This window comes from Corallococcus sp. bb12-1, assembly GCF_026626765.1.
Classification (GTDB): domain Bacteria; phylum Myxococcota; class Myxococcia; order Myxococcales; family Myxococcaceae; genus Corallococcus; species Corallococcus terminator.
The window spans coordinates 1,309,451-1,332,759 of sequence record NZ_JAPNJZ010000001.1; the positions used below are offsets into that span (position 1 = coordinate 1,309,451).

Here is a 23,309-nt window from a genome sequence, read left to right on the forward strand (position 1 = left end):
GGCCTTCTGGTGATGGAGAGCTGTGTTAAACCCCCGGACCCATGACCCCGAGCGACGCGCTGAGCGCAACGGACCTCGAACGTCTGGCCAGGGCGGAGGCACCCGACCTCGCCGAGGCCGTGCTGGCCTTCCTGGACCAGCCGGACAAGACGTCGGACACGCCGCTGCCGCAGGGCGCGCTCGACTTCGACGCGCTGAAGTCCCTGCTCACGCAGGCGCAGCAGCGCGGTGAGAAGGCCGGCCGCCGCCAGGGTTCGCATGAGGCGTGGCAGCGCTTCCTCGCGCAGAAGGACGTGCCCATGCCCGCGCGCTTCGCGCTCGCGGACATGCTGGTGTCCCTGTACGAGAAGAACAGCGAGCCCGCGCGGGCCGCGCTCTTCACGCTGGTGAAGGAAGCGCCGTTGAAGTTCGGCCTCTGGGCCGGCCTCAAGCGCATCTACAAGCTGGCCGAGGCGCGCCACGACGCGGAGATGTTCGGCGTGCTGGCGTGGAGATTCGACACCGAGCGCGGCAGCCACCGCTCGCGTGAGGTGGGCAGCGGCACCCTCACCTACCTCCAGCGCCGCGCATGGCGCTTCCTGCGCCACCTGGGCGCGGCCGTCCCGGAGCTCTACCCGCAGTTCGCGGTGGAGGTGCTGCGGCACTACCAGCCGGACACTTCGTGGTCGTCCTGCTGGGTGGCGCACCACGTCTGGGCGCACAACAGCCGCAACTACTCCGCGACGCGCTTCCCCATCCAGCCGCCCGCGGACATGGTGAAGCAGCGCATGTACCCGGACGCGTGGAAGCGCTCGCCGGACGCGCTGATGCGCCTGCTGGACACGTGCGGTTCGGACCCGGCCGCGAAGTTCGCCATCCAGGGCCTGCGCAAGGACTTCCCGGAAGCGCTGCGCAAGGTGACGCCCGCGTGGCTGGACCGGCTGGCGCGCCGGCCCCTGGGCACCGCGCACGACTTCCTGGTGGAGACGCTCCAGGGCTCGCCGGAGTTCCACCAGGGCAAGCTGCGCGCCGTCGGGCTGCACGACGCGGTGCTCGCGCTCCTGGAGTCCCCCAGCGACAAGGCCCGGGCGTACGCCATCGAGTACGCGCGCGGCCACGCGCAGGACATGTCCGCGGAGAGGCTCGCGGAGCTGGTGGAGAACGGTGAGGACGACGTGGTGTCCTTCGCCGCCGCCACGCTGGAGAAGCGCAAGCCGCGCGACCTGGGGCTGGAGCTGTTGGGCCGGCTGCTCGTCACGAAGGCCACGGCGGGCTTCGCGGCGAAGGCGTTGGAGCAGTCCTTCGACCGGGCGGAAATCACCCAGGACTTCCTCCGCGAGCAGCTTTTCGGGCAGCAGGAACAGCTCAAGTGGGCCACGGGCTACATCGCGTCCAAGTACGCCGCCGGGGAGATGCCCGCGTCGTTCTGGAAGCAGACGCTGACGGAGGCCAAGCGCTCGAAGCGTCCGCGCATCGTGGAGGACGCGGCGATGAAGGCGCTGGGCACGTACAAGCCGGCGGACATCGGACCGGAGTGGCTGCTGGACCTCGTGTCGCATCCGCGCCTGGGCCGTCAGGCGGCGCAGTGGCTCACGCGCGCGGACAGCCTGCCGGGCCTGGACGTGGAGCGGGTGAAGGCGCTGGTGTTCAGCGCGAAGCACCGCGAGACGGCGCTGGCGCTCCTGGGCAACCGCAAGCTCTTCACCGCGCGGCAGCTCACGGTGCCCTGGCTGCTGGCGCTGGCGCGCAGGGCGGACCCGACGCTGCACGACTTCGGGCACCGCTACCTGCTGGAGAACGTGGTGCCCGCGGACTTCAGCGACACGGGCGACGCGGCGCAGGGCCTGGAGCGCCTGTTCGACCTGGCGCTGGGCGCGAAGCAGCCGGCCCCGGTGCGCACGTTCGCGCAGACGTACCTGCGCTGCCACCATCCGGGCATCGGGCCGGAGCAGCCGGAGTCGAAGTCCTACGACATCAAGCCCCGGGCGCCTCGCAAGGCGTACACGCCGGAGAAGCTGTGGCCCGCGCTGTTCGATGCGCGCGACGACGTGCGCCGCTTCGCGCTGACCATCGCCCGCTCGGAGCTGCGCGCGTGGGGCTACCAGACGCGGGTGTACGAGCTGGCGGATTCGGACGCGAAGGAGATCCGCAACCTGGCCTATGACGCCCTGCTGAACGCGGGCGAGCCGGGCGCGGATGCGCGCCACACGTTGCAGCCGGAGGAGCTGGACGCGGGCAAGGTGTTCGCGCTCACGGAGTCCACCAAGCGCAGCACGCGCGAGGTCGCGGTGGAGCTCATCCGCCGGCACTACGCGCGGCTGGGCGGGGCGGAGCGGCTGTCCGGGCTGATGCAGAGCGCGGACCGCGAGGTGGGCCTGTTCGCGGTGCGGCTGCTCTGGGAGAAGCACCGGCCGCTGCACCTGCCGGAGGACTGGAAGCCCGCGGGCGGCGGCAAGGACGCGCGCGAGGCGGGCGGCACGACGCGCTTCACCGACGTGGAGGCGCTGCGCACGTTCCTGCGGCGCATGCTGTTCGGCCTGCCGCCGGGGCGCGCGAAGGAAGCGCGCGAGGGCGACGTGCAGCGCCGGCTGTCCGCGAGCGTGGCCAAGCGCCGCGTGGTGGAGCTGGTGCGGGACCTGGGTCTGGAAGAAGAGAGCTTCGCCCGCGTGGTGGCGCCCGTGCTGGGCGAGTTCACCGGGTCGGTGGCGAAGGGCGAGTGGCAGAGCTGTCTGGCCTCGCTGGTGCAATTGCAGGCGGCTCACCCGGGCGTGCAGCTCGGCGGCATCTAGGACAACGACACCATGGCCAACCTCTCCATCGGCAACATCGAGAAGGTCCGTGCGCTCGCGGCCAATGCCCGCCTGCTGCTCGTGGGGGGCACGCGTGCCGCCCCGGACAGCCGCCTCACCGCGTACGAGCCCGGCACCAACAAGGTCCTCTGGACGGCGTCGCTGCCTGCCCACGTGCTGGGGCTCGCGCTGTCCGGCGAGCGTTACGCCGCGGCCTGCGCGGACGGCACGGTGCGCTTCGGTTCGCTCACCGACGGCACGGTGCAGTTCCAGCTCCACGGCGCGCACCCGGGCGGATGCACGGCGGTGGCGTCCAGCGCGGACGGCAAGGTGCTCTACACGGCCGGCGTGGACGGCTTCGTGCGCGCGTGGGACTGGGAGAGCACGCGCAAGCTGAAGGAGTGGAGCGCGTCCCCGCAGCCGCTGCGCACGGTGGCAGTGGACCCCACGCACACGTACGTCGCCTGCGCGGGCGATGACGGCGTGGTGCGCTCGTTCACGGTGGCCTCCGGCGCACAGCGGGACATGGCGGGCCACGAGGGCGCCGTGCGCGCGCTGGCCTTCACGCCCCGCGACGGGCGGCTGGTCTCCGCGGGCGACGATGGCAAGCTGCGCATCTGGTACCTGGTCGGCGCGGTGGAGTTCGAGGTGCGCGGCGAGAAGGACAGCGGCCACGCGGGCCCGGTGCTGGGGCTGGTGTTCCCGCCCACGCCCCCGGCGGAAGCAGGCCAGGATCCGGCGGAGCGCATCGCGTCGGTGGGGGGCGACGGCAAGCTGAAGGTGTGGCGGCTGGACGAGCGTCGCAAGCCGCGCACGTTCGAGCTGGGCACCAAGGCCGTGCACGCGGTGGCCTTCGGGCCGCCGGCCAATCCCCGTCAGGCGAAACAGTTGCTGGGCTTCGTATTCGTGGCTGGTGATGAGCGCACCGTCACGCGCATCACGCTGGGCACGGATGGCAAGCCCACGGACGAGACGGTCACGTACACGCACGGCTTCGACGTGCTCAACGAGGCGCGCAAGGCGGGCCGTCCCCGCCGCGAGGCCGCCGTGCGCGAGGCCGCCGCGCTGCTGGAGCCGGAGGCGCTGGAGTTCGCGCTGTCGCTGCTGAGCAGCGATGCGGACGCGGAGGTGCGCAAGCTCGCCGCCACGGAGCTGGGCGCGCAGGGTCGCACCGCCGCTCGGGCGAAGCTGCGCGAGCGCCTCAACGACGACGTGGTGGGCGTGCGCACCGCCGCGTTGGATGCGCTGACGAAGCTGGAGACGGAGTCGCCGCTGGCCGCACCGCGCGCGGCGCTCGACTCGCGCTTCTCGGACACGCGGGTGCTGGCGCTGCGCCGGCTGGCGAAGCTGGGCGGCACGTCGCCGCTGGTGCCGGGCCTCATCTCCGGCAAGCTCGCGGATGACAAGGCGCCCGTGGGCGAGGCCGCGCTGGACGCGCTCGTCGCCGTCTCCCCTGCTGGCAGCACGGAGCCCCTGAAGCTGGCCTTCGAGCGTGGCCCCGCGCCCCTCAAGGTGGAGGTGCTGCTGCGCGCCTCCGTGGCGGGCCTGCTGGGTGACCCGCGCATGCAGCCGCTGGTGGCACGCGCGCTGGACGACGCGGACCGGGACGTGCGCCGCGTGGCCTTCGCCGTGCGCGTGCTGGAGCGCCGGGCGCTGGCGCTCACGCTGGAGAAGCAGGACGAGGAGTTCGCCCGTTCGGTGCGCGACGTGGCGCGCATGCTGATGCTCCAGTCGAAGCGCGCGGCCGGGGACGCGGAGGCGAAGTCCACCACCGACGCGGAGCTGGCCACCGCGCGCGAGAAGCTCTTCGCCAACGCCACGGCGGGCGCGGCGCTGACGGAAGCCGACCTGGAGCCGCTGCTGGCCGCCATGGCGTGCCGCATGCCGGACACGGCGGTGCGCGGTGCTCGCGGCCTGGCGCAACTGGGAGATGGACGCGCGCTGGGTGCGCTGTTGCAGTTGTCGCGCGAGGACGAGTCGGCCATCCGTCGTCAGGCGGCGGCCTCGCTCCAGGCGTTGCAGGACCCGCGCGCCCGCGAGCGGCTGGTGTGGATGCTGGACGACGCGGACGCGGACGTGCGCGCCACGGCGTTGGAGGCGGTGGTGGCGCTGGACGTGGACGCGCCCCTGTCCGCCGCGGAGGCGGCGCTGCGCTCCGGGCATGAGGACGTGCGCGTGCGCGGCCTGGACCGGCTGGTGAAGCTGGGCGCGAAGGCGGAGGGCGCGGAGCCGCTGCTGGGCAACGCGCTGGAGGACGAGTCCGGCAAGGTGCGTGGCGAGGCGTTCCGCACGCTGTGGGCGTGGAACGAGAAGGAGCCGGAGAAGGCCGTGGACCGGGCGCTCACGGGCCGCTTCCCGGACCTGCGCAACCGCGCGGTGGAAGTGCTCGCCCAGCGCGGCACGGAAGACTGGGCGCTGAACCGGCTGAAGAAGTCCGTGGAGGACCGCGACGTGGCAGTGGCCACCGCCGCGTACGAGGCGTGGGTGAAGCTGGCGGGCAAGGAGAAGCCGGAGCCGCACCTGGCCGCGCTCGGCTCCACGCACCCGGCCCTGCGTGAGAAGGCGGCGAAGGCCTCCATCCACGCGCCCGCGGAGCCCCTGCGCTCCGCGCTCCTCAAGCGCGTGCAGGACGAGCACCTGGAGGTGGCGGTCGCCGCGCTGGACGCGCTCGACAAGCTCATCCCCACCGAGAACGGCCCCCTGCTCGCGGGCATCGCGGCGACGGCGCTGCCGGTGCGCGTGCGGGCCGCGGAGCTGCTCGCCCCGCGCGGCGCGGAGGACATCATCGAGCCCATGCGCGGGCTCATCACCGACAAGGACCTGGAGCGGCTCTACCCGCCCGGCTACCTCGTCCCGCTGCGCATCCGCGCATCGCGCGCGCTGGCCACTCTGGGCTCGCGGCGCCTGCTGGGCTTCTACGCCACCGTGCTCCTGCCGCACGAACTGTCGGACCTGCAGGAGCAGGGCGCGCGTGGACTCGCCACCGCGAGCCGTCGGGGTGACGAGGGCGCGCTGCTGGACGCCCTGGGCCACTCGCTGGTCGCGGCGCGCTCGTGGGCGGCGGACGGCTTGTCGCGCCTGGGCGATGTCCGCGCCCTGCCGGTGCTCACCGGCAACCTGCGCCATGAGCACCTGCCCATCCGGCTGGGTGCCATCCTCGCCTTCGCGGCCCTGGGCCCGGAGGGAGACGGTGGCCTGCTGCACGGCCTGGAGGACTCCGCGCGCGAAGTGCAGGAGATGGTGTTCGCCATCGTGCTCGCCCGCGACCTGCGCGCCAGCCGCGACGGCGAGCCGCCGGACCTGCTGACGAGCGCGCTGTCCAGCGGCCGTCCGGAAGTGCGTTACGCGGCGGCGCGCGCGTTGGAGCTGCGCACGGAGCCGGACGCGTACCGCGCGCACCTGGTGGACGTGCTGTTGCCGCCGCGCCCGGAGAAGGTCGGCGACATGAAGGACTGGCCCTCGGAAGAGGACCGGGCCAAGCGCGTGGTGGGTCTGGCCGAGGCGCTCTCCAGCGCCCAGCCGGAGCAGCGCTACGCGGCGGCGCAGGTGCTGCTGCTGCGCAACAAGCCCCTGGACTACTTCCGCGAGGCGCAGAAGGTCGCGCGGCCCCGCACGCTGGAAGCGCCCTGGAAGCCGGAGACGGCCGAGGGCGCGGCGCACGTGATGCAGCCATCCACGCCGGAGAAGCAGGGCACGGCGTCCGCCACGGGCAAGAGCTGGCTGCGCCGCCTCTTCTCCGCGGTGAAGCCGCCCGAGGGCAGCACCGCGACGCCGCAGACGGCGACCCAGGCGGAGCGGCAGCACCTGCGCCGGCTGGCGTTCGGCGCCTACGTGGGCCTGCTGCGGCAGGTGTCCGCGGGTGACGAGGAAGGCCACCGCGTCCGCCGCGACTCCGTGGACCGCGTGGTGAAGCTCACCCTGGAGGGCTACGCGGGCACGTCCGCCGCCGTGGCCGCCCTGCTGCGCGCGCTGGAGGATCCGCACCAACTGGTGCGACGCGCGGCGCTCGCGGGCCTCAAGGAGCTGTACCCCGCTGGCAGCGACGAGCCCCTGGCGCTGGCCCTGGCGTCGTTGTCGCCGGACGTGGCCCGCGCGGCGCTGGAGGAGCTGGCGGAGCGTGGAGACGCGGCCCGTCCGCGCGTGACGGCGGCGCTCAACTCGCCGCTGCCGGAGGTGCGCAAGTCCGCCTTCGAGCTGCTGGAGAAGCTGAGCCCGGCGGGCAGCCTGGATCCGCTGCTGGCCGCGCTGGGCAGCGAGCACGCCGACCTGCGCGTGGGCGTGATTGAGCGTCTGGCCGGTGCCAACGATCCGCGCGTCACCGAGGCCCTGGGCCGCGCGGCCGGCAGCGAACACGAGGACCTGCGGCTGCGCGCCGCGGAGCTGCTCGCGTGGCGTGGGGATGACCGGGCGGTGGAGGTGCTGGGCACCTTCCTGCGCTCGGAAGTGCCCGCGGTGGTGCGCCGTGCACAGGAGGCCCTGGCGCGGCTGGGAACCTCCGCCGCCGTGGCCGCGCTCGCCGCGCGTCTGTCCGTGGCGACGGAGATCCCGGAGCGCACGAAGCTGGTCGCCGCGCTGGGCCGCACCCGCCGTCCGGAAGCGCTGGACGTGCTCGCGCGCCAGAGCGTGGAGGACGAGAACGCCACCGTGCGCCTCGCCACCGTGACGGCCGCGATGCAGCTCACCTGGCCGCCGGAGCAGGAGAAGCTGAAGGAGCGGGAGCGCGACCTGAAGAAGCGCGACGCGGCGCTCGCCGTGCGCTTCCTGAAGGTGGCCGTGCGCAGCAACGACGTGGAGGTCCGCAAGGCCGCCGCCACGGAGCTGGAACACGGCAAGAACGAGGGCCAGGACGCGCTGCTCGTCGCGCTCTTCACCGACCGCGACGTCACCGTGCGCGCCGAAGCGGTGGCGCGCTACTCGAAGCGCGTGGTGGAGCAGGGCGCGGCGGTGGAGCCGCTGGAGGAGATCCTCCGCGCCGGAGCCCGCGAACTGATGCTGCCCGCGGCCGAAGGCGTGGCGCACCTGCGCAGGGCCAGCGCCCTGCGGCCCCTGCTGCTGTACGCGCGCGCCGGTGAAGGCGAGGAGCGCGGCCGGGCCCTGCTCGCGCTGGGCACCCTGGGAGACGCCCGCGCCCTGTCCGAGCTGGAGACGATCGCGGGCGGAGGCACCGCGGACGCCCCAGCCGAGCAGGAGATGGTGCTGGCCGCCATCGAGGCCCTGGGCCGGCTCGCCAGCCGGCTGCCCGAGGGCGACGAGCGCCGCCGCATCGAGGAGAAGGTGGAGGTCGCCGCGGTGGAGGGCACCTCCTCCGAGCACCAGGAAGCCGGCGTGCGCGGCCTGCGCGCCATCGGTGGGGAGCGCGCCCGGGTGAAGCTGGAGGCGCTGCTCGCCGACTCCGACACGGACGACGAGGTGCGCATCACCGTGGCGCAGGAGCTGGGCAAGCTCGGCGACCCGGAGGCGGAGAAGGCCCTGGCCGCCGCGCTGGACGAGGATGACGACGACCTGCGCGAGGCCGCACGCAAGGCGCTGGACGTGCTCTTCCCGAACGACCGCACGCGCGTGGAGTTCCTCGCCGTGGCCAGCACCCAGGAGGACATCTCCGAGCCCGCCGCGACCTACCTCGCCAGCGAAGGCGACCCGGCGCAGCTCGTGCCCCGGCTGGCCACGCTGGAGAACGCGGAGCTGCGCCTGAGGCTGCGCCGAGGCCTCGCCCGTCGGGGCGCGCTGCCCCTGCCGGAGGTCATCGCGCTGGTCGGCCACGACAAGCCCGAGGCCCGCGAGGAGGCCGCGCGGCTGGTGGGCACCTGGACAGGCGATGCGCAGGCGACGGGCGCGGTGGACACCGCCAGCCTGACCCGCGCGGTCGTCGCAGCCGAACGGCGCACCGCCGCCTCCTGGGCCGCCACGTCGCCCCCGAAGCGCGAGCCGCTGGCCAGCGCCTGGGAACGCCTCCTGTGGGCAGGCTCCCGGCTGGGCGCGAAGGAGCTGGTCGCCACGTCCGCCGAAGTCCTGCGCAAGGGTGAAGCCCATGCCCCCGCGGGCGTGCGTCAGGAAGCCGCGCGCGTGCTGGGACGGCTGAAGGCGACGAACGAGGCGCAGGCCCTGCGCACCGCGCTGGCGGATCCGGACGCTCCGGTGCGCTCCGCCGCCGCGTCGGTGCTGGCCGCGCTGGTGCCGGACCAGGCCGCTGCCTGGGCGCTGGAAGTGAAGCCCTTCGACCCGGTGGCCATGGGCCCCACGGGCGCGAAGGTGGCGCCGGGCCTGCTGACGGCCAGCGAGCCGCGCAGGCTCGCGGTGCCGGCGCTGCTGGCGAAGAAGGACCTGGGACCGCTCAAGCCCGTGGCGTCCGACGCGAAGCCGGAGGTGCGGCAGGATGCGTGGGCCGCGATTGGCCGGCTGGGTGGTGATGAGGCGGCGGAGCTGCTGAAGACGGCGGCCTTCGACAAGTCGCAGTCGGTGGAGCTGCGCAAGGCGGCCTACCGCGCCCACAAACGTGCACGCCGGGCCGCCGAGCGCGCCCGCAAGGAAGGTCAACCGTCGTGAGCACCGCAACCGCACGTCATCCCGTCGCGCTGAACTACGCCGCCGCGAGCGACGTGGTCGTCACCCCGGACGCCTCGCGCGTGCAGCTGGCCCTGGAGGGCTCGCGCGGCACCGTGGGCGTCAGCGGCCGCGTGAAGGACCCCACCCTCTTCCGCGACGCGCTGGCCGCCGCCTTCGCGGTGCTCTCCAGCGACCTGCGCTACCGGGGCCGCGACCGCACCGCGTACCTCGCGTACCTGATGAAGCAGGGCAAGCGCGCCAGCGCTCAAATCTGGGAGGCCCAGAAGGCGTTCCTCGACAGCTCGCTGGAAGGCGAGGAGAAGCAGGACGCTGTGCTGGACCCCGTCCTCACCGTGGATCCAGACCAGGTGTCGCTGGAGGTCTTCTCCCGCGACGAGAGCGCCTACGCGCGCCTGGCCTTCGACAACAGCCTCTTCGACAACCGCGAGGCCGCGCACGGCTCCACCTTCCTGGACGTGCCCGCGGACCTGCCCACCCGTCTGGACCGCCTGCGCGCCTACGCCCCGGTGACGCTGGAGGCCCACGTCGCGCCGTCCGCGAAGGCCGCTTCCCCCCAGCCTGGCGCCCCCCGAGCCCCGCGCAATGTGGAGGTGCCGCACGCGTGGCTGCGCGGCTTCCTCCAGGTGCAATCGGCCGCGACGCTGCCGGCCACCACCTGCTCCATCGCGCCCATCGACCTGTACAACCTGCTCTTCGCGCTGCGCACCCGCCGCTCGAAGAAGGCGCCCCGCGCGCTGAGATTCGAGCTGGTCCCCGGCGCCGCGCCCCGAATGGTGCTGGAGCCGTGGGAGCAGGTGCTGGAGTGCCACGGCGGTCCGTACCAGGGCCACGCGCCCGCGGTGGTGCGCACCTTCGGCCGCAATCGCCTCACCGCGCTCGCGCGCCTGCTGCCCCACGCGAAGAGCGTGCACGTGCAGCTGATGGGTCCGGGCCTGCCGGTGTTCTGGGTCATCGACCTGGGCGTGGCCACGCTGACGCTGGGGCTCACCGGCTGGACGGAGAGCGGCTGGTCCAGCGCCGCGGCCTTCGACGCGCTGATGCCGCGCGACGTGCCGGAGCACCTCGCGGAGAAGCTGCGCCAGCGCCTGCGCACGGACGGCCCGCTGAGCTTCGACGTGCTCGCGAAGGACGCGGGCGCGGCGAAGGACCAGGTGCGCGCCGCGCTCCAACTGGAGTGCCTGCGCGGTCGCGTCCTCTTCGACGTGGCGCGCGGCACCTACCGCCCCCGTGAGCTGATGCCCACCCCGGTGGACGAGGCCGCGCTGCGCTACGGCAACGAGCGCGAGGCACGCGCCCACCGCCTGTTGGGCGACGGCGGCCCTGGCGCGGGCGAAGTGAAGCTCACCCAGGTGCACGACCTCGTGGGCGAGGGCACGCGCATCCAGGGCGAGGTGGTGGACCGCGAGGCCGTGCGCAGCTTCTTCCCCAGCTTCACGCTGGACCTGGAGGGCCGCGTGAAGGACGCGGGCTGCGGCTGCCCGCACTTCCGTCGCTCCGGGATGCGCGAAGGCCCGTGCGAACACATGCTCGCGCTGCGCCTGGCGTACGCGCGCCGTCGTACGGAGGAGGAAGCGCTGCGTCAGACGCCGGAGGGCCGCAAGCTCATCCGCGCGGAGACGCGTTCGTACGTGCGCCGCGACCCGACGACGGGTCTGGAGCAGGTGTACCGCGTCTCGCTGGACGGCAAGGTGGTGGCCCTCGCGTGGGGACCGCGCCTGGGCGACTCGCGCCACCAGCGCTTGTGGTTCGACTCGGACACGGAAGCCCGGACGGCGTACTTCAGCCGTCTGGAGAAATTGACCGCGGACGGCTACATCGACGCGGCCTCGACTCTGGTGTAAACCCTCAACCAACGGCCCGGCCGCCGACGGGGTGGCTGGAGGGATGGGTGCGACGGACGAAACACGAATGACGAGTGGTCGAGAGAGGTCTGGACCGCATCAGCCTTAGCGCCTCGAGCGCGGGAGCGGCGTTGCGCCGCTCTGGTTGAAATGCTGGACACTCTCCGCAAGGTAGCCTGTTCTTGGCTCTCTCCCTCCGGTGCACTGGTGGCCGGGTGGGAAGCGGAACCAACGACGCAACCGCCGTTTTCCCACCCGGCCACCAGTGCACCGGAGGGGAGAGCCGGTGAGGCTACCGTGCCCCAGGTGAGCTGGTGGTGCATTCCTGGCCTCCCTCGACCGCTCGAATTCGCCCGTCGCCCCTCCTGAAGCCGCCGCGCCCGTCGAAGGTGCCTCGATGACCGCCAAGCTGGAGTCGTTCGTCCCCGCCGCCCCGCCGCAGGCCGTGCCCGAAGTCCCGCCGGCCGCCGCGTCCAACACCACCGCCACCGCGTCCAAGCGTGAGGCTCGCCGCGCCGCGCACGACGTGCTGCTCGCGCGCTGGAAGGCCATCACCGAAGCCGGTGGCACCGAGGAATGGGTGCAGGCGCAGCTCGTCGCCAAGGGCGCGCTCGCGGACGAGGTGGACTTCTCCTCCCTCAAGGAGAAGGAGAAGAACGCCTGGAAGGAGAAGAAGAAGGCGGAGGCCGTGGAGCGCCGCGCGCTGGAGCGCCAGGCCCACGAGGCCTGGAAGACCACGCACATCAACCACCTGGGCGTGGGCATCCACTGGAGTGAAGCCCCGGGCCCGGACCGCTTCGACCTTGAGCACCGCGAGGAGCGCGCGCGCGTCAACGGCCTGCCCGCGCTGGACACGGCGGAGGCGCTGGCGAAGGCGCTGGACATCAGCGTGTCCAAGCTGCGCGGCTTCGCGTTCCACCGCGACGTGGACACGGGCTCCAACTACGTGAGCTGGCGCATCCCCAAGCGCGACGGCAGCGAGCGGACCATCACGTCGCCCAAGCCGGAGCTGAAGGAAGCGCAGCGCTGGGTGCTCTCCAACGTCGTGGAGCGGCTGCCGGTGCACGGCGCGGCGCACGGCTTCGTGGCGGGGCGCTCCATCCTCACCAACGCGCTGGCCCACCAGGGCGCGGACGTGGTGGTGAAGGTGGACCTGAAGGATTTCTTTCCCACGGTGACGTGGCGGCGGGTGAAGGGCCTCTTGCGCAAGGGCGGCCTGCCGGAGGGCACGTCCACGCTGCTGGCGCTGATGTCCACCGAGGCCCCGCGCGAGCTGTTGTCCTTCCGGGGCAAGACGCTGCACGTGGCGAAGGGGCCGCGAGCGCTGCCGCAGGGCGCGCCCACGTCGCCGGGCATCACCAACGCGCTGTGCCTGCGGATGGACAAGCGGCTGTCGGCTCTGTCGCGCAAGCTGGGCTTCACGTACACGCGCTACGCGGACGACCTGACGTTCTCCTGGACGAAGGCGAAGGCGCCCAGGGCGCGTCGGGCCCAGGGCGCGCCGGTGGCGGTGCTGCTCGCGCGCGTGAAGGACGTGGTGGAGGCGGAGGGCTTCACGGTGCACCCGAACAAGACGCGCGTAGCCCGCAAGGGCAGCCGTCAGCGGGTGACGGGGCTCGTGGTGAACGAGGCGAAGGACGGAACGCCCGCCGCGCGAGTCCCCCGCGACGTGGTGCGCCGCCTGCGCGCGGCCATCCACAACCGCCAGAAGGGCAAGCCGGGCCGCGAGGGTGAGTCGCTGGAGCAGCTCAAGGGCATGGCGGCCTTCCTGTACATGACGGACCCCGTGAAGGGCCGCGCGTACCTGGATGAGCTCGCGAAGCTGGAAGCCGCGTCGACTCCGGCCCAGGCGTAGCAGCCAGCACCAAGGGCCTGCTCCATCGAGCGGGCCCACGGCTTCATCCCGAAAGCGTCAGCGCGCCCCTGCCCCCGCCTTCGTCCGCCGCGAAGGCTTCTTCGCCGGAGCCTTCTTCTTCCCCGGCGTCTTCACCGCGGGAGCCTGCTCCACGGCCGCCGCCTCCTCCGCGACAGGCCCGGCCTTCAGCGCCTCGTCCGCGAACGCGCGCAGCCGGCGCGGATACTCCTCGGGAGCCGTCGCGGCGAAGTTTCCATGCGATGCGCCGGGAATGCGCCACGTCTGGGCATACGGGGCCACGTGCGCGAACAGCGAATCCAGCAGCACCTGCCCGGACTCCTCCGTCCCCGCGACGATGAGCAGCGGCCGGGGCTTGATGGAGTCCACCGCATCAATGGTCCGCACCTGCTCCAACTGGATGCCCCGTCGCCAGAAGGGAACGAGCGCCCCCGTCTGCGTCACCACCCCGAAGCGACGGAAGTCATACGCCGCCGCCAGCCACAGCGTGTTGAAGGGCGACAGCAGCACCACCGCCGCGACCTTCGGATCCTTCGCCGCTACCTCCGCCACCGCCGCCGAACCGATGGAGAACCCCAACGCCCCCACCCGCGCGGGGTCCACGTCCGGCTGCGACCGCACGAACTCCAGCGCCGAGCGCACATCCATGCGCTCCTTGTCCCCCCAGGTGGAGGTCTCCCCACCGCTCTGCCCATGCGCGCGCAAATCAAACAGCAGCACGCCGTAGCCCGCGTCGCGCAGCACCCGCGCCTCCGGCAACAGGTCCATGCGCGTCTGCGAAAGGCCATGCGCCAGCACCCACGCCGCCTTGTTGCGCGACGGCACGTACCAGCCGCGCAGCTCCACCCCATCCTCCGTGCGCAGCGTCACCTCGCGAGCGGACGCGGAGGCCAGATCCGCCGGCAGCACCGCCACCGGCTTCGGATAGTGGAAGTACGCTTCGGAGCGCCACGCCGCCCGGCCGAAGAGCGTGAGCGCCACCAGCAGGCACGGCAGCACCACCAGCACGCCCAGCAGCCGTCCCCACCGAATCCGCTTCAGCACACCGGCCATGTCCGACCCTCCCCGACAGCCAGGAGCGCTCCCGGGGGAAGTCCCGGCCCCGGGCTTGTGTTCGCACCGGCCCGACCTTTACACCCTCTAGGCTCCCACGGGCTCGTGGTTTACAGTTTATGCGAACTTTAGCAGCGGCGGCAGAATGACCGTCCAGGTGATTCAGCAATGAAGGTGTCCAAGACGGTCTACGACGCGGTGGTGGTCGGTTCAGGGGCCTGTGGTGGTTGGGCCGCCAAGCAGCTCACGGAGGCGGGCCTCCGCGTCCTGGTGCTCGAAGCAGGTCGGAGCGCGCAGGCGGACAAGGTGCTGCACGTGATGCACCGCGTGCGGCAGAAGCTGGGCTACCGCGTGGAGTCCGACGCGGACCGCAAGGGGCGCCAGTCCATCCAGGCGACGAGCTTCGCCTGGCCCTTCCATCCGCACGCGTTCGTGGACGACGTGGACAATCCCTACACCACGCCGGACGACGCGCCGTTCGCGTGGATCCGCGCGAGGCAGGTGGGCGGGCGCACCAGCGTGAAGAGCCACGGCCGCCAGTTCTACCGGCTGTCTGACTTCAACTTCCACGCGGGCAGCCTGGACGGACTCAGCCCGGACTGGCCGCTGTCGCACGCGGAGCTGGCTCCGTCCTACGAAGTCGTGGAGCGGTGGATGGGCCTGTATGGCAATTCGGACGGCGTGGACACGCTGCCGGACTCCGCCTTCGCGGGGTCCGCGCCGCTGTCGCCCGGCGAGGTCCGGCTGCGCGAGAAGGTGAAGGCCCGCTGGCCCAACCGTCACGTCGTCGCCCGGCGGACCTCCAACGCGCCCGTGACGCTGCCCGCGGCCCAGAAGACGGGGCGCCTGACGTTGCGCTCGCACGCCATCGCCAGCCACGTGATGCACGACCCGAACACCGGCAAGGTGACGGGGGTGTCCTTCATCGACGCGAACACCGGCACGTCGGAAGAGGTGCACGCGAAGGTGGTGGTGGTGGCGGCGGGCACCATTGAATCCACGCGGTTGCTGTTGCACTCGCGCAACCGGGCGTTCCCGGAGGGGCTCGCGAACAGCTCCGGACTGCTGGGCCGCCATCTGATGGACCACATCTACCTGCGCGGCATCGAAGCGCGCATGAACCTGCCCCAGCACCTGCAGCAGAAGGCGCACGGCTGGGCATACGTGCCGCAGTTCCGCAACGTCACCGAGCGGGACCCCAACTTCGCGCGCGGCTACGGCGTCCAGGTCTTCTCCTTCGACGACCAGATGCACATGGTGCCCTTCGGCGAAATGCTCCCGCGCGCGGAGAACCGCGTCACGCTGAGCAGCACGGTGAAGGACCGGTGGGGCGTCCCGGCGGCGCACATCGAGTGCCGGCACTCCGACAACGAACTGAAGATGACGGAGGACGCGGTCAACTCCTGTCTGGAGATGCTGGCGGAGTCTGGCTACACGGTGGAGCAGGTCAACCGGACGCTGTCCCAGCCGGGCATGGCCATCCACGAAGTGGGCACCGCGCGGATGGGCAAGGACCCGAAGACGTCCGTGCTCAACCCCTTCAACCAGAGCTGGGACATCCCCAACCTCTTCGTCACGGACGGCGCCTGCTTCCCGTCCCAGGGCCCGCAGAACCCCACCCTGACGATGATGGCGCTCACCGTGCGTGCCTGCGCGCACCTGGTGGGCGAGCTCAAGGCCGGCCGCCTCTAGAAATCCCGTCTGGAAGGGGGCAGGAATAGCCCCTTGCGTCATCGGCACGGATTGATTACCTACCAGTCAGTAACTAATCCGTCGCCACCATGTCCCGACCCCAGCGCGTCCTCGACCCGCAGATTGATGAAGTCGCCCGCGCCGTGTTCCTGGAGCAGGGGCCGGCGGCGCCGCTGCAGGACATCGCGAAGCGGCTGGGCATCTCCCAGGCGGCTCTGCTGCACCGGGTGGGCACCAAGGAAGCGCTGATGTCCCGAGCGCTCCGGCCCGTCCCACCCTCCGCCGTGGCGCTGCTGGCGCCGGGCCCGCGCAAGGACCGCTCCGTGGAGGACCAGCTCCTGGAGGCGCTGCTGCACCACCGGGACTTCCTGCGCCAGTTGGTGCCGTGCCTGTTCGTGCTGCACTACTCGATGCTGGGGGGCGCGCGGGCGTTGCGGACGGACACACCTCCGCCGGTGGCCCTGCGCGAGGCGCTGACCACGTGGCTGTCCCGGGTGAAGCGCGCGGGGCTCGCGGACGTGGCGGCACCGAAGGCCGTGGCCGAGGCCCTGTGCGGCGCGCTGGAGGCCCGCTGCTTCAACGCGCACGTGGGCGGCGCCACCTATGCCCCGGGCGAGGACGCCGCCGTCCTGCGCCAGCTCATCCGTGTGCTCGTCGTTTCGCCGGCGCCAAGGGCACGCACCGCGAAGAAGCCACCGAAGAGGAGCACTTGATGACGACCGCCACCCCGAAGGCCACCCGGTCCACGGAGGGCCCCGGACTGGTCATCCTGCTGGGCGCGCTCATCGGCTTCGGGCCGCTGTCCATCGACATGTACCTGCCGGCGTTCCCCTCCATCGGGGAGTCGCTGCACGCGAGCGCGGGTGAGGTGGAGCGCACGCTGGCCACGTTCTTCGCGGGGCTCGCGCTGGGGCAGCTCTTCGCCGGGCCGGTGAGCGACCGGTTCGGGCGCACGAAGCCGCTATACGTCGGACTGTCGCTGTACGTGCTGGGCTCCATCGGCTGCGCGCTCGCGCCATCGGCGGGGGTGCTGGCGGCATGGCGGTTCGTACAGGCGTTGGGCGGGTCGGTGGGCATGGTGTCCTCGCGGGCCATCGTGAGGGACCTGCACTCGGGCGCGGCGGCGGCGCGGATGATGTCGCGGCTGGTGTTGGTGATGGGGCTCGCGCCCATCCTGGCGCCGCTGCTGGGCGGCTGGGTGCTGCACACGTCCGGGTGGCGCACCATCTTCTGGAGCCACGCGGGCATCGGCGTCATCGCGCTGGGCGCGGTGTTCGCCATCCTCCCGGAGACCGCGCCACCGAGGAGCGGACCGTCCCAACCCTTCCGCTCCATGCTCCGCATCGTGCGCCAGCCGGACTTCCTGGGGTACGCGCTGGCGGTGGCGCTCGCGCAGGCGGGGATGTTCGCGTACATCGGCGGATCGCCCTTCGTGTTCATCACGCTGCACGGCGTGGCGCCGGGGAACTTCGGGTGGTTCTTCGGAGCGAACGCGGCGGGGCTGGTGCTCGTGTCGCAGCTCAACCACCGGCTCTTGGCGCGCTCCTCGCCGGAGCGGGTGTTGCGAGGGTCGGTCCGAGTGGCCGCGCTCGCGGGACTGGCGCTGGTGGGCGTGGTGGTAACGGGCCTGGGAGGGCTGTGGGGCATCGCGCTGTCGCTGTTCGTGTTCGTCTCCAGCCTGGGCGCCATCACGCCCAACGCGACCGCGCTGGCGATGGAGCACCAGGCGAAGCAGGCGGGCATCGCGTCGGCGGTGCTGGGCGCGCTCCAGTTCCTGCTCGCGGCCAGTGCGTCGGCGGCGGTGAGCGCCAGCCACGACGGCACCGCGAGGCCCATGGCCCTGGGCGTGGCCATCACCGCCCTGCTGGCATTGGGAGCGCTCGTCCTCGCGCGTCGCGCGGCACCGCCCGAGCAGGGCACGCCCACGGTCGAAGCCCCCGCGCCAACGTCCTGAACCTGGGCGTGGCGAAAGTCCCATCCTGGACGCCACGGGCGCACGACTCCGTCTGGGCCTGGGCGACGGCTGTTACTGTCTGGGAATGGGTTCGACCCGCATCCGCCGCCACGTGAACGCACCCCGCGCGAGGGTCTATCGCGCGCTTCTGGATCCGCGAGCGATCGCGGCGTGGAAGGTGCCGGACGGCATGACCAGCCACGTGCATGCGTTCGACGCTCGCGAAGGGGGCTCGTTCCGGGTTTCGCTCACGTACGACGCGCCGACCGCGACGGGCAAGACGACCGCGCACACCGACACGTACCACGGCCACTTCGCGAAGCTCGTGCCGGACGAGCAGGTGGTCGAGGTCACGGAGTTCGAGACGGAAGACCCCACGCTGCGCGGTGAGATGACCATCACGGTCACGCTCGTGGATGCGGACGGCGGCACCGACGTCATCGCCGTGCACGACGGGCTCCCGAGCGGTGTGCCTCCCGCCGACAACGAGGAAGGCTGGCGGATGTCCCTCGCGAAGCTCGCGGCGTTCGTCGAAGCGGGCTAGCGCCACCGCCCGCTCCCCATCTCCGCTGAAGCAGACCCGAGCGCGCAGGCCCTGAAAGGCGAGTCCCAGGAACGGCTCACCCCCTGCGCCGGAGCCACACGCCCAGGCCCACGGACAGCACCAGCGCCACGGGGCCCAGCCAGTCACCCCACGCGCCCGCGAGCGAATGCAGCCGCTCCGCCGCCGGCACGCGCATCACCACGCTGGAGCGCTGGTTGTCCTGCATCTCGGAGGTCCACGTGCCCGCGGGATCGATGAACGCGGAGACGCCGGAGTTGGTGACACGCACCTGCGCGGTGCGCGTCTCGATGCTGCGAAAGGCCGCGTGCATCAGGTGCAACCGGGGCGCGGGCGTACCGGAGAACCACGAGTCATTCGACAGCGTGAGGAGCAACTCCGCGCCCTGGCGCACCTCCGCCGCGACGTAGTTGGGAAAGAGCGCCTCGTAGCAGATGAGCGGCGCGACCTTGAGCACGCGTCCGCCGTTCAACCGGAAGTCCACCAGGCGGGGCCCAGGCCCGCGCTTCCAGCGGCCCGTCCAGGGCATCCAGGCCCGAAGGGCGGGCGAATCCACCGCGTCCGGCACCCACTCCGTCAGCGGGAACAGCATCGTCTTGCGGTACGCGGCTTGCGCCAGCTCGCCCGTCGCGGAAGGGCCCAGGAACATGGCCGCGTTGAACTCGCGCTCACCGTCGAGGTCATACGTGCCGAACACCAGCGGCACGCCGCGCTCCGCGACCCATGCGCGGATCTCCTCATCCAGCGCCCCACCGTCCTCGCTCTTCGGCGTGCCGAACGTCGTCGGGTACACCGTCTCCGGCCACACCAACAGGTCCAGCGGCCCCGAACGGAGGAGCGCGTCCGACATCGCGTAGTGCGTGTCCAGGATGTCGCGCACCACCTCGTAGGTGCCCTCCTCCGCCGCCCGCTTCTCGATGTTCGTGATGTTCGCCTGCACCGCGCCCACCACCAGCGCCGGAGCGGAGCGCACCGCCGCGCGAACCTGCCCCAGCCGCACGGCCCCGTAGCCCAACCCCACCAGCGCCAGCACGAGCGCCAGCACCAGGGGCACGGGCCTCAAGCCGCGTCGGGCCACGACCCCCTGCCCCACCGCGACGAAGCACTCATTGACGAGCAGCAGGCCCAGCGTGAGGCCCGGAGCGCCCGCCACGTCCGCGCCCTGGCGCAGGACCTCCGAAGCATAGAGGCCGTGACCCAGCGTCTCCGCGAACAGCTTGGGCGTGAACCACTCCGTGCCCACGTACACGAGCGCGGTGAGCACCGGCGGCACCCACGCGAGGCGCGAGTCCGTCCCCACCTTCCGCCGCGCGTACCACCGGATCCACGAAGCGGTGAGGAACTGGAGCTCCAGCACGGGAGCGATGAGAAGGAACACGCCCCAGCACAGCCACGCGGGCGCGTGCGAATACGCGGCGATGGCGCCCGGGAACCAGCCAAACACCAGCGCGGTGAACGTCACCGACAACAGCGTGCCCAGGGCCAGCGCGCGACGCGCGGAAGGGGCCCGGTCCACGGCCGCGAGCCACGGCGCCATCGCCACCGCACCCAGCCAGACGAAGCCCGGTCGCAGCTCCGCGAAGAGGGCGAACAACACGGTGGTCGCCGCGACGCCCAGGAGCGCCCCGGCCCACCCTCGCCATCCCGTCACGGCGCGTCCCCGTCCTCGGGTTCGGCGGGAAGCTCCAGCATCTGGCGCGGCATGCCGGGGGGCGCCAGCTCCTCGGGCACGACGCGGTTCTCGGGGATGGGAATGGGCTGACCGTTGGCGTCCTTCGGGACGAAGTCCGGGTCGAACATCAGGATGGCGGCCACGGGCTGACCGTGGTCCGTGGCCTGATAGTGGCGCAGGTAGCCGGGGGGCAATTCGAAGCCCTCGGGCACGACGAGCCCGCGCTTCAGCGGCTTGGTGCCGCGCTGATACAGCGCCGTCCCGCTCTTGGGTTCCGGAGGCGGCGGATCATCGACGACAGGCACGGGGTCGGGCTCCTGCACGGGTGTGGGCGCGGCGACGGGGGCGGAGGGACGTACGGGCGCACGCGGAGGCAGGGGTTCGGGAGCGGGCTTGAACACCGCTTCGACCACGGGCTCCGGCCGCTCCTCCACGGTCACGGGGCGGGAGAGCCACCAGGCGCAGAGGACCGCGCACAGGCCCGTGAGGAGGGCGGCGCCACCGATGAGCCACGAGCCCGTGCCGCGGGACTCTCGCGAGGGCGTCACCCGCGTCACGCCATCGGAATCCGTGCGACGCTCAGGGCCAGACTGCGGGGAACGCATGTTCTCGGGGAGCCTCCGGGGCGCGTATGCTACGGAAGCCGCTCGCTCCGAAGCAATGCGCAGGCCGCCACCCATGAACGTCAACGCGTCCGGCCCCTTCCCCGTCCACGCCTTCACGCCCAGGCTGCGAGCCCTGGGGGCCCTGCTGCATGCAGGGGTCCTGGGCACGCTCTGCTACTTCACGGTGCTGCTGTTCCGGGACGTGCTCGCGGGAAGCCAGGAGACGCAGCCCGGCCCGCTGGCGGCAGGGCTGGCGGTCGGAGGGTTGCTCCCGCTCATCGCGCTGCGCCTGTTGCGACTGGGCACGCGGGCCACGGTGACGGTGCGTCCCGAAGGGCTCGTGCTCACGCAGCCAGGAGGTGCGCACTTCGAGATTCCCTTCGAGGCCCTGGCGTCGGTCCGGCCGTGGTGGCTGCCCATTCCGGGCCCCGGGCTCACGCTGATGCTGCGCACGGGGCGCGCGTTCGATTACGGCCTGGAGCTCCAGGACCCCGTGCCCCTGCTCACGGCGATGGGGCCGTTGGGCGCAGCGCGTGAGCATCCGTTGGTGCGTTACGCGCAGGCGCGAAGCGCGAAGTGGCGCAGGCGTTGGTACGACTGGCTGCTGAAGTACGGCCTCGTGCCGGGAGTGATCGCTGCCATCTTCTTCCGGGCGCACCAATACATCTCCTTCGGGGGCGCCTTCGGCGAGTGGCAGATGTACGGCCTCCAGGCGTACCTGCTCACCTTTGTCCGCACGTGGCTGCCGGTGTTCCTGGCCCTGCTCCTGTTTGGCTGTTTCTGGAGGGCGCTCGCGGAAGCGCTGTGTTTCGCAGCAGCCTGGCTGGGGCCCCGGTGGGCGCGCCATGTGCGCACGGGAGCGGAGTGGACGTGCCGGGGCCTGTATTACATCGCGCTGCCTGCGTTCCTCGCGATGCGCCTGCTGGCCTGAGGCATTGGAGACCGCACAGCCGTCCTGGTAGGTTGTATGCGTGCTTCGACTCCTTCTGCTTTGCGTCTTGATGAGTCCCGTCGCTGGCGCCAGCGGGCGTGAGCAGAACGCCGTGCGCGCGCTCATGCTTTCCGAGCATCCAGACGACGACACCCATCGCGTCTACGTGAAGGGGCAAGTGGTCACGACGCTGCGGTTCGAGAAGGCCGTGGATTCCAGCAGGACGAAGATGCTCGGCTGGGAGGGCCGGCTCGAACCGTTGGCGGTGGTCCGCAACAAGGTCATCCTTGAACCGCTCCACGACCTCAACGACGAGGAAGGGATTCCACTGGTCGTGACGCTGGTGGACGGAACCGAGGTGCCGTTCCTCTTGCGGCCCCCGGTTTGGGAGAAGCAGGAGCGGCCCGACCAACAGGTCGACGTGTACAAGGACCGTGAGGGCTACGCGGCCATGCACGCGGCGCTGCGAAGGGCGCTCCAGGAGAACGGCACCCTTGCCGAGGAGAACCAGCGCTACCGCAAGGAGGAGACCTCGGAGGACCACGCTCTGGCCGCGCTCCTTGTCGCGGGAGCTGTCGCGCAGACGCCCTTCATGATTGCGAGTCGCATCAACGGCGAGGATGGCGACACCCGGCTCAAGGCGACCGTGTTCCGAGGCAAGGGCAAGGCAGCGGTAGTCCTGACCATCAAGAACGTTTCGATGAAGCAGGGCTGGAGCATGAAGTCGGCCCGGCTCCTGAGCGTTTCGAGCGGAAGGGAGAGCACCGTCGCGGTTCGCGCGAGCCATCCTTCGATTGCTCCGGGTGAGTCCGGTGTGGTGGCTTTCGTGGCGGACAGGAGCGCCTTCATCGAAGACGGCAAGTTGACCTCGGTGTTCCTGGAGCTGTACCGGCAGGACGGCCTTCGGCAGGCGGTCGTTCAGCTAGATCCAGATCTCGTTGCACAGTAAGAGCGCGACGTATGGCCTCCACCAAGCTCGCGCTCCTGAGCTGCGCAGTGCTGCTCGTGATGTCGTCCGGATGCCCTGGCGCCGCCACACGAGGAGTGGCCCTTCGTCCCGACGGAACGCCAGGGCCTGAGAAGTGCCCGGAAGAGGCACGCAAGGCGATGAACTACTTGCGGCTGTTCGTCGGTGTCTCCGCGTGGATCCAGCTCGACGCGAATCAGTCGAGCAGCCCGCTTGCGCTGTACGAGGGCTCGATTGAGAGCGTGCTCGAAGACGATCTCGGCCCTCTGGCGGCACCGGCCCGGCTCTATGGCCGGGTCTGGACCAGCGGTCCCCAAGCTGTCATCCGGTACTACGCAGCCCAGCCCCTGGATGGAGGGGCGCAGGTTCCCATCTGCGCGGTGGCGCGGCTGGGCATCGGGCAGCTCAGGAAGCTGCCAGATTCCAAGCCTGGAATGGCCGTCCTCGGAGCCCCCAGCGCGGGGGTCTACATCGTGGATGAGTTCAGGTAGCGCGCCTTTCGGGTCGCGTTAGCATTCGTCCATGGGCAGGTACGGGCAGGATATCGACTTCGATGGGGCGCCACCCGCCGCGGAACTCGTGCGGGACAAGCTGGCCGAGCGACTGGGACGCCCTGTGGAGCTCTCCCCTGGGTCCGACGCTTCGACAGGATACCTGCTGCAAACCTCCACGCAGAAGCCCAGGTTCCGGCCCCTGAGCATCACCCTCATCGGACCGGCGCGGCTTCTGCTCCGCTCATCCCTGGGCCGGACACTCATCTGGGAGGCAAGGGACGTGCTCGTCTCGCTCGGTGGGCGAATCGTCCCGCTCATCACGAAACCGGCCAC

The 23,309-nt window shown here is 71.7% G+C and carries 14 protein-coding genes; 11 read left to right on the forward strand and 3 right to left on the reverse strand.

Going from position 1 to position 23,309, the window contains the following annotated elements; translation table 11 throughout:
* Positions 1 to 41: 41 nt before the first annotated feature.
* From OV208_RS05530 to OV208_RS05545, 4 genes are all read left to right on the forward strand, one after another.
* Positions 42 to 2,768: a hypothetical protein gene (locus OV208_RS05530; protein WP_267572742.1), complete on the forward strand. Its 2,727-nt coding sequence runs from the start codon at positions 42 to 44 to the stop codon at positions 2,766 to 2,768.
* A gap of 12 nt (positions 2,769 to 2,780) precedes the next feature.
* On the forward strand, positions 2,781 to 9,311 hold the full coding sequence (locus OV208_RS05535; protein ID WP_267572743.1) for a HEAT repeat domain-containing protein: 6,531 nt from the start codon (positions 2,781 to 2,783) through the stop codon (positions 9,309 to 9,311).
* Positions 9,308 to 11,173, forward strand: a complete 1,866-nt coding sequence (locus tag OV208_RS05540; protein ID WP_267572744.1) for an SWIM zinc finger family protein — start codon at positions 9,308 to 9,310, stop codon at positions 11,171 to 11,173. Before OV208_RS05535 ends, OV208_RS05540 begins: the two co-directional genes overlap by 4 nt.
* Before the next feature lie 397 nt (positions 11,174 to 11,570).
* Positions 11,571 to 13,028 carry a reverse transcriptase family protein gene (locus tag OV208_RS05545; RefSeq protein WP_267572745.1) on the forward strand — a complete coding sequence of 486 codons (1,458 nt, stop codon included), beginning with the start codon at positions 11,571 to 11,573 and terminating at the stop codon, positions 13,026 to 13,028.
* Between the two features lie 57 nt (positions 13,029 to 13,085).
* Here the strand turns inward: OV208_RS05545 and OV208_RS05550 are convergent, their stop codons facing one another.
* The gene (locus tag OV208_RS05550) at positions 13,086 to 14,099 is read right to left on the reverse strand and encodes an alpha/beta hydrolase (RefSeq protein WP_267572746.1); all 1,014 of its coding nucleotides are present in this window, start codon (positions 14,097 to 14,099) and stop codon (positions 13,086 to 13,088) included.
* A gap of 168 nt (positions 14,100 to 14,267) precedes the next feature.
* Between OV208_RS05550 and OV208_RS05555 the strand changes: the two genes are divergently transcribed.
* The 4 genes from OV208_RS05555 (at position 14,268) to OV208_RS05570 (ending at position 18,289) form a co-directional block, all read left to right on the forward strand.
* Positions 14,268 to 15,791, forward strand: coding sequence for a GMC oxidoreductase (locus OV208_RS05555; protein ID WP_267572747.1), 1,524 nt, complete (start codon positions 14,268 to 14,270; stop codon positions 15,789 to 15,791).
* An 89-nt stretch (positions 15,792 to 15,880) separates the two neighbouring features.
* The gene (locus OV208_RS05560) at positions 15,881 to 16,504 is read left to right on the forward strand and encodes a TetR/AcrR family transcriptional regulator (RefSeq protein WP_267572748.1); all 624 of its coding nucleotides are present in this window, start codon (positions 15,881 to 15,883) and stop codon (positions 16,502 to 16,504) included.
* The gene (locus tag OV208_RS05565; protein ID WP_267572749.1) at positions 16,504 to 17,745 is read left to right on the forward strand and encodes a multidrug effflux MFS transporter; all 1,242 of its coding nucleotides are present in this window, start codon (positions 16,504 to 16,506) and stop codon (positions 17,743 to 17,745) included. Before OV208_RS05560 ends, OV208_RS05565 begins: the two co-directional genes overlap by 1 nt.
* 85 nt (positions 17,746 to 17,830) lie before the next feature.
* Complete coding sequence (locus OV208_RS05570) at positions 17,831 to 18,289, forward strand: SRPBCC family protein (RefSeq protein WP_267572750.1); 459 nt, start codon at positions 17,831 to 17,833, stop codon at positions 18,287 to 18,289.
* A gap of 76 nt (positions 18,290 to 18,365) precedes the next feature.
* Here the strand turns inward: OV208_RS05570 and lnt are convergent, their stop codons facing one another.
* Together lnt and OV208_RS05580 are read right to left on the reverse strand one after the other, a co-directional pair.
* Complete coding sequence (lnt, locus tag OV208_RS05575) at positions 18,366 to 19,958, reverse strand: apolipoprotein N-acyltransferase (protein WP_267572751.1); 1,593 nt, start codon at positions 19,956 to 19,958, stop codon at positions 18,366 to 18,368.
* On the reverse strand, positions 19,955 to 20,584 hold the full coding sequence (locus OV208_RS05580) for a hypothetical protein (protein ID WP_267572752.1): 630 nt from the start codon (positions 20,582 to 20,584) through the stop codon (positions 19,955 to 19,957). The genes lnt and OV208_RS05580 overlap by 4 nt, the downstream gene beginning before the upstream one ends.
* A gap of 73 nt (positions 20,585 to 20,657) precedes the next feature.
* On the opposite strand from OV208_RS05580, the gene OV208_RS05585 reads away from it, so the two are divergent.
* The 3 genes from OV208_RS05585 (at position 20,658) to OV208_RS05595 (ending at position 22,973) form a co-directional block, all read left to right on the forward strand.
* Positions 20,658 to 21,515 carry a hypothetical protein gene (locus OV208_RS05585; protein WP_267572753.1) on the forward strand — a complete coding sequence of 286 codons (858 nt, stop codon included), beginning with the start codon at positions 20,658 to 20,660 and terminating at the stop codon, positions 21,513 to 21,515.
* A gap of 70 nt (positions 21,516 to 21,585) precedes the next feature.
* The gene (locus OV208_RS05590) at positions 21,586 to 22,464 is read left to right on the forward strand and encodes a DUF2381 family protein (protein WP_267572754.1); all 879 of its coding nucleotides are present in this window, start codon (positions 21,586 to 21,588) and stop codon (positions 22,462 to 22,464) included.
* An 11-nt stretch (positions 22,465 to 22,475) separates the two neighbouring features.
* Positions 22,476 to 22,973 (forward strand): hypothetical protein, encoded by a 498-nt coding sequence (locus OV208_RS05595; protein WP_267572755.1) that lies wholly within the window; start codon positions 22,476 to 22,478, stop codon positions 22,971 to 22,973.
* Positions 22,974 to 23,309: the final 336 nt, after the last annotated feature.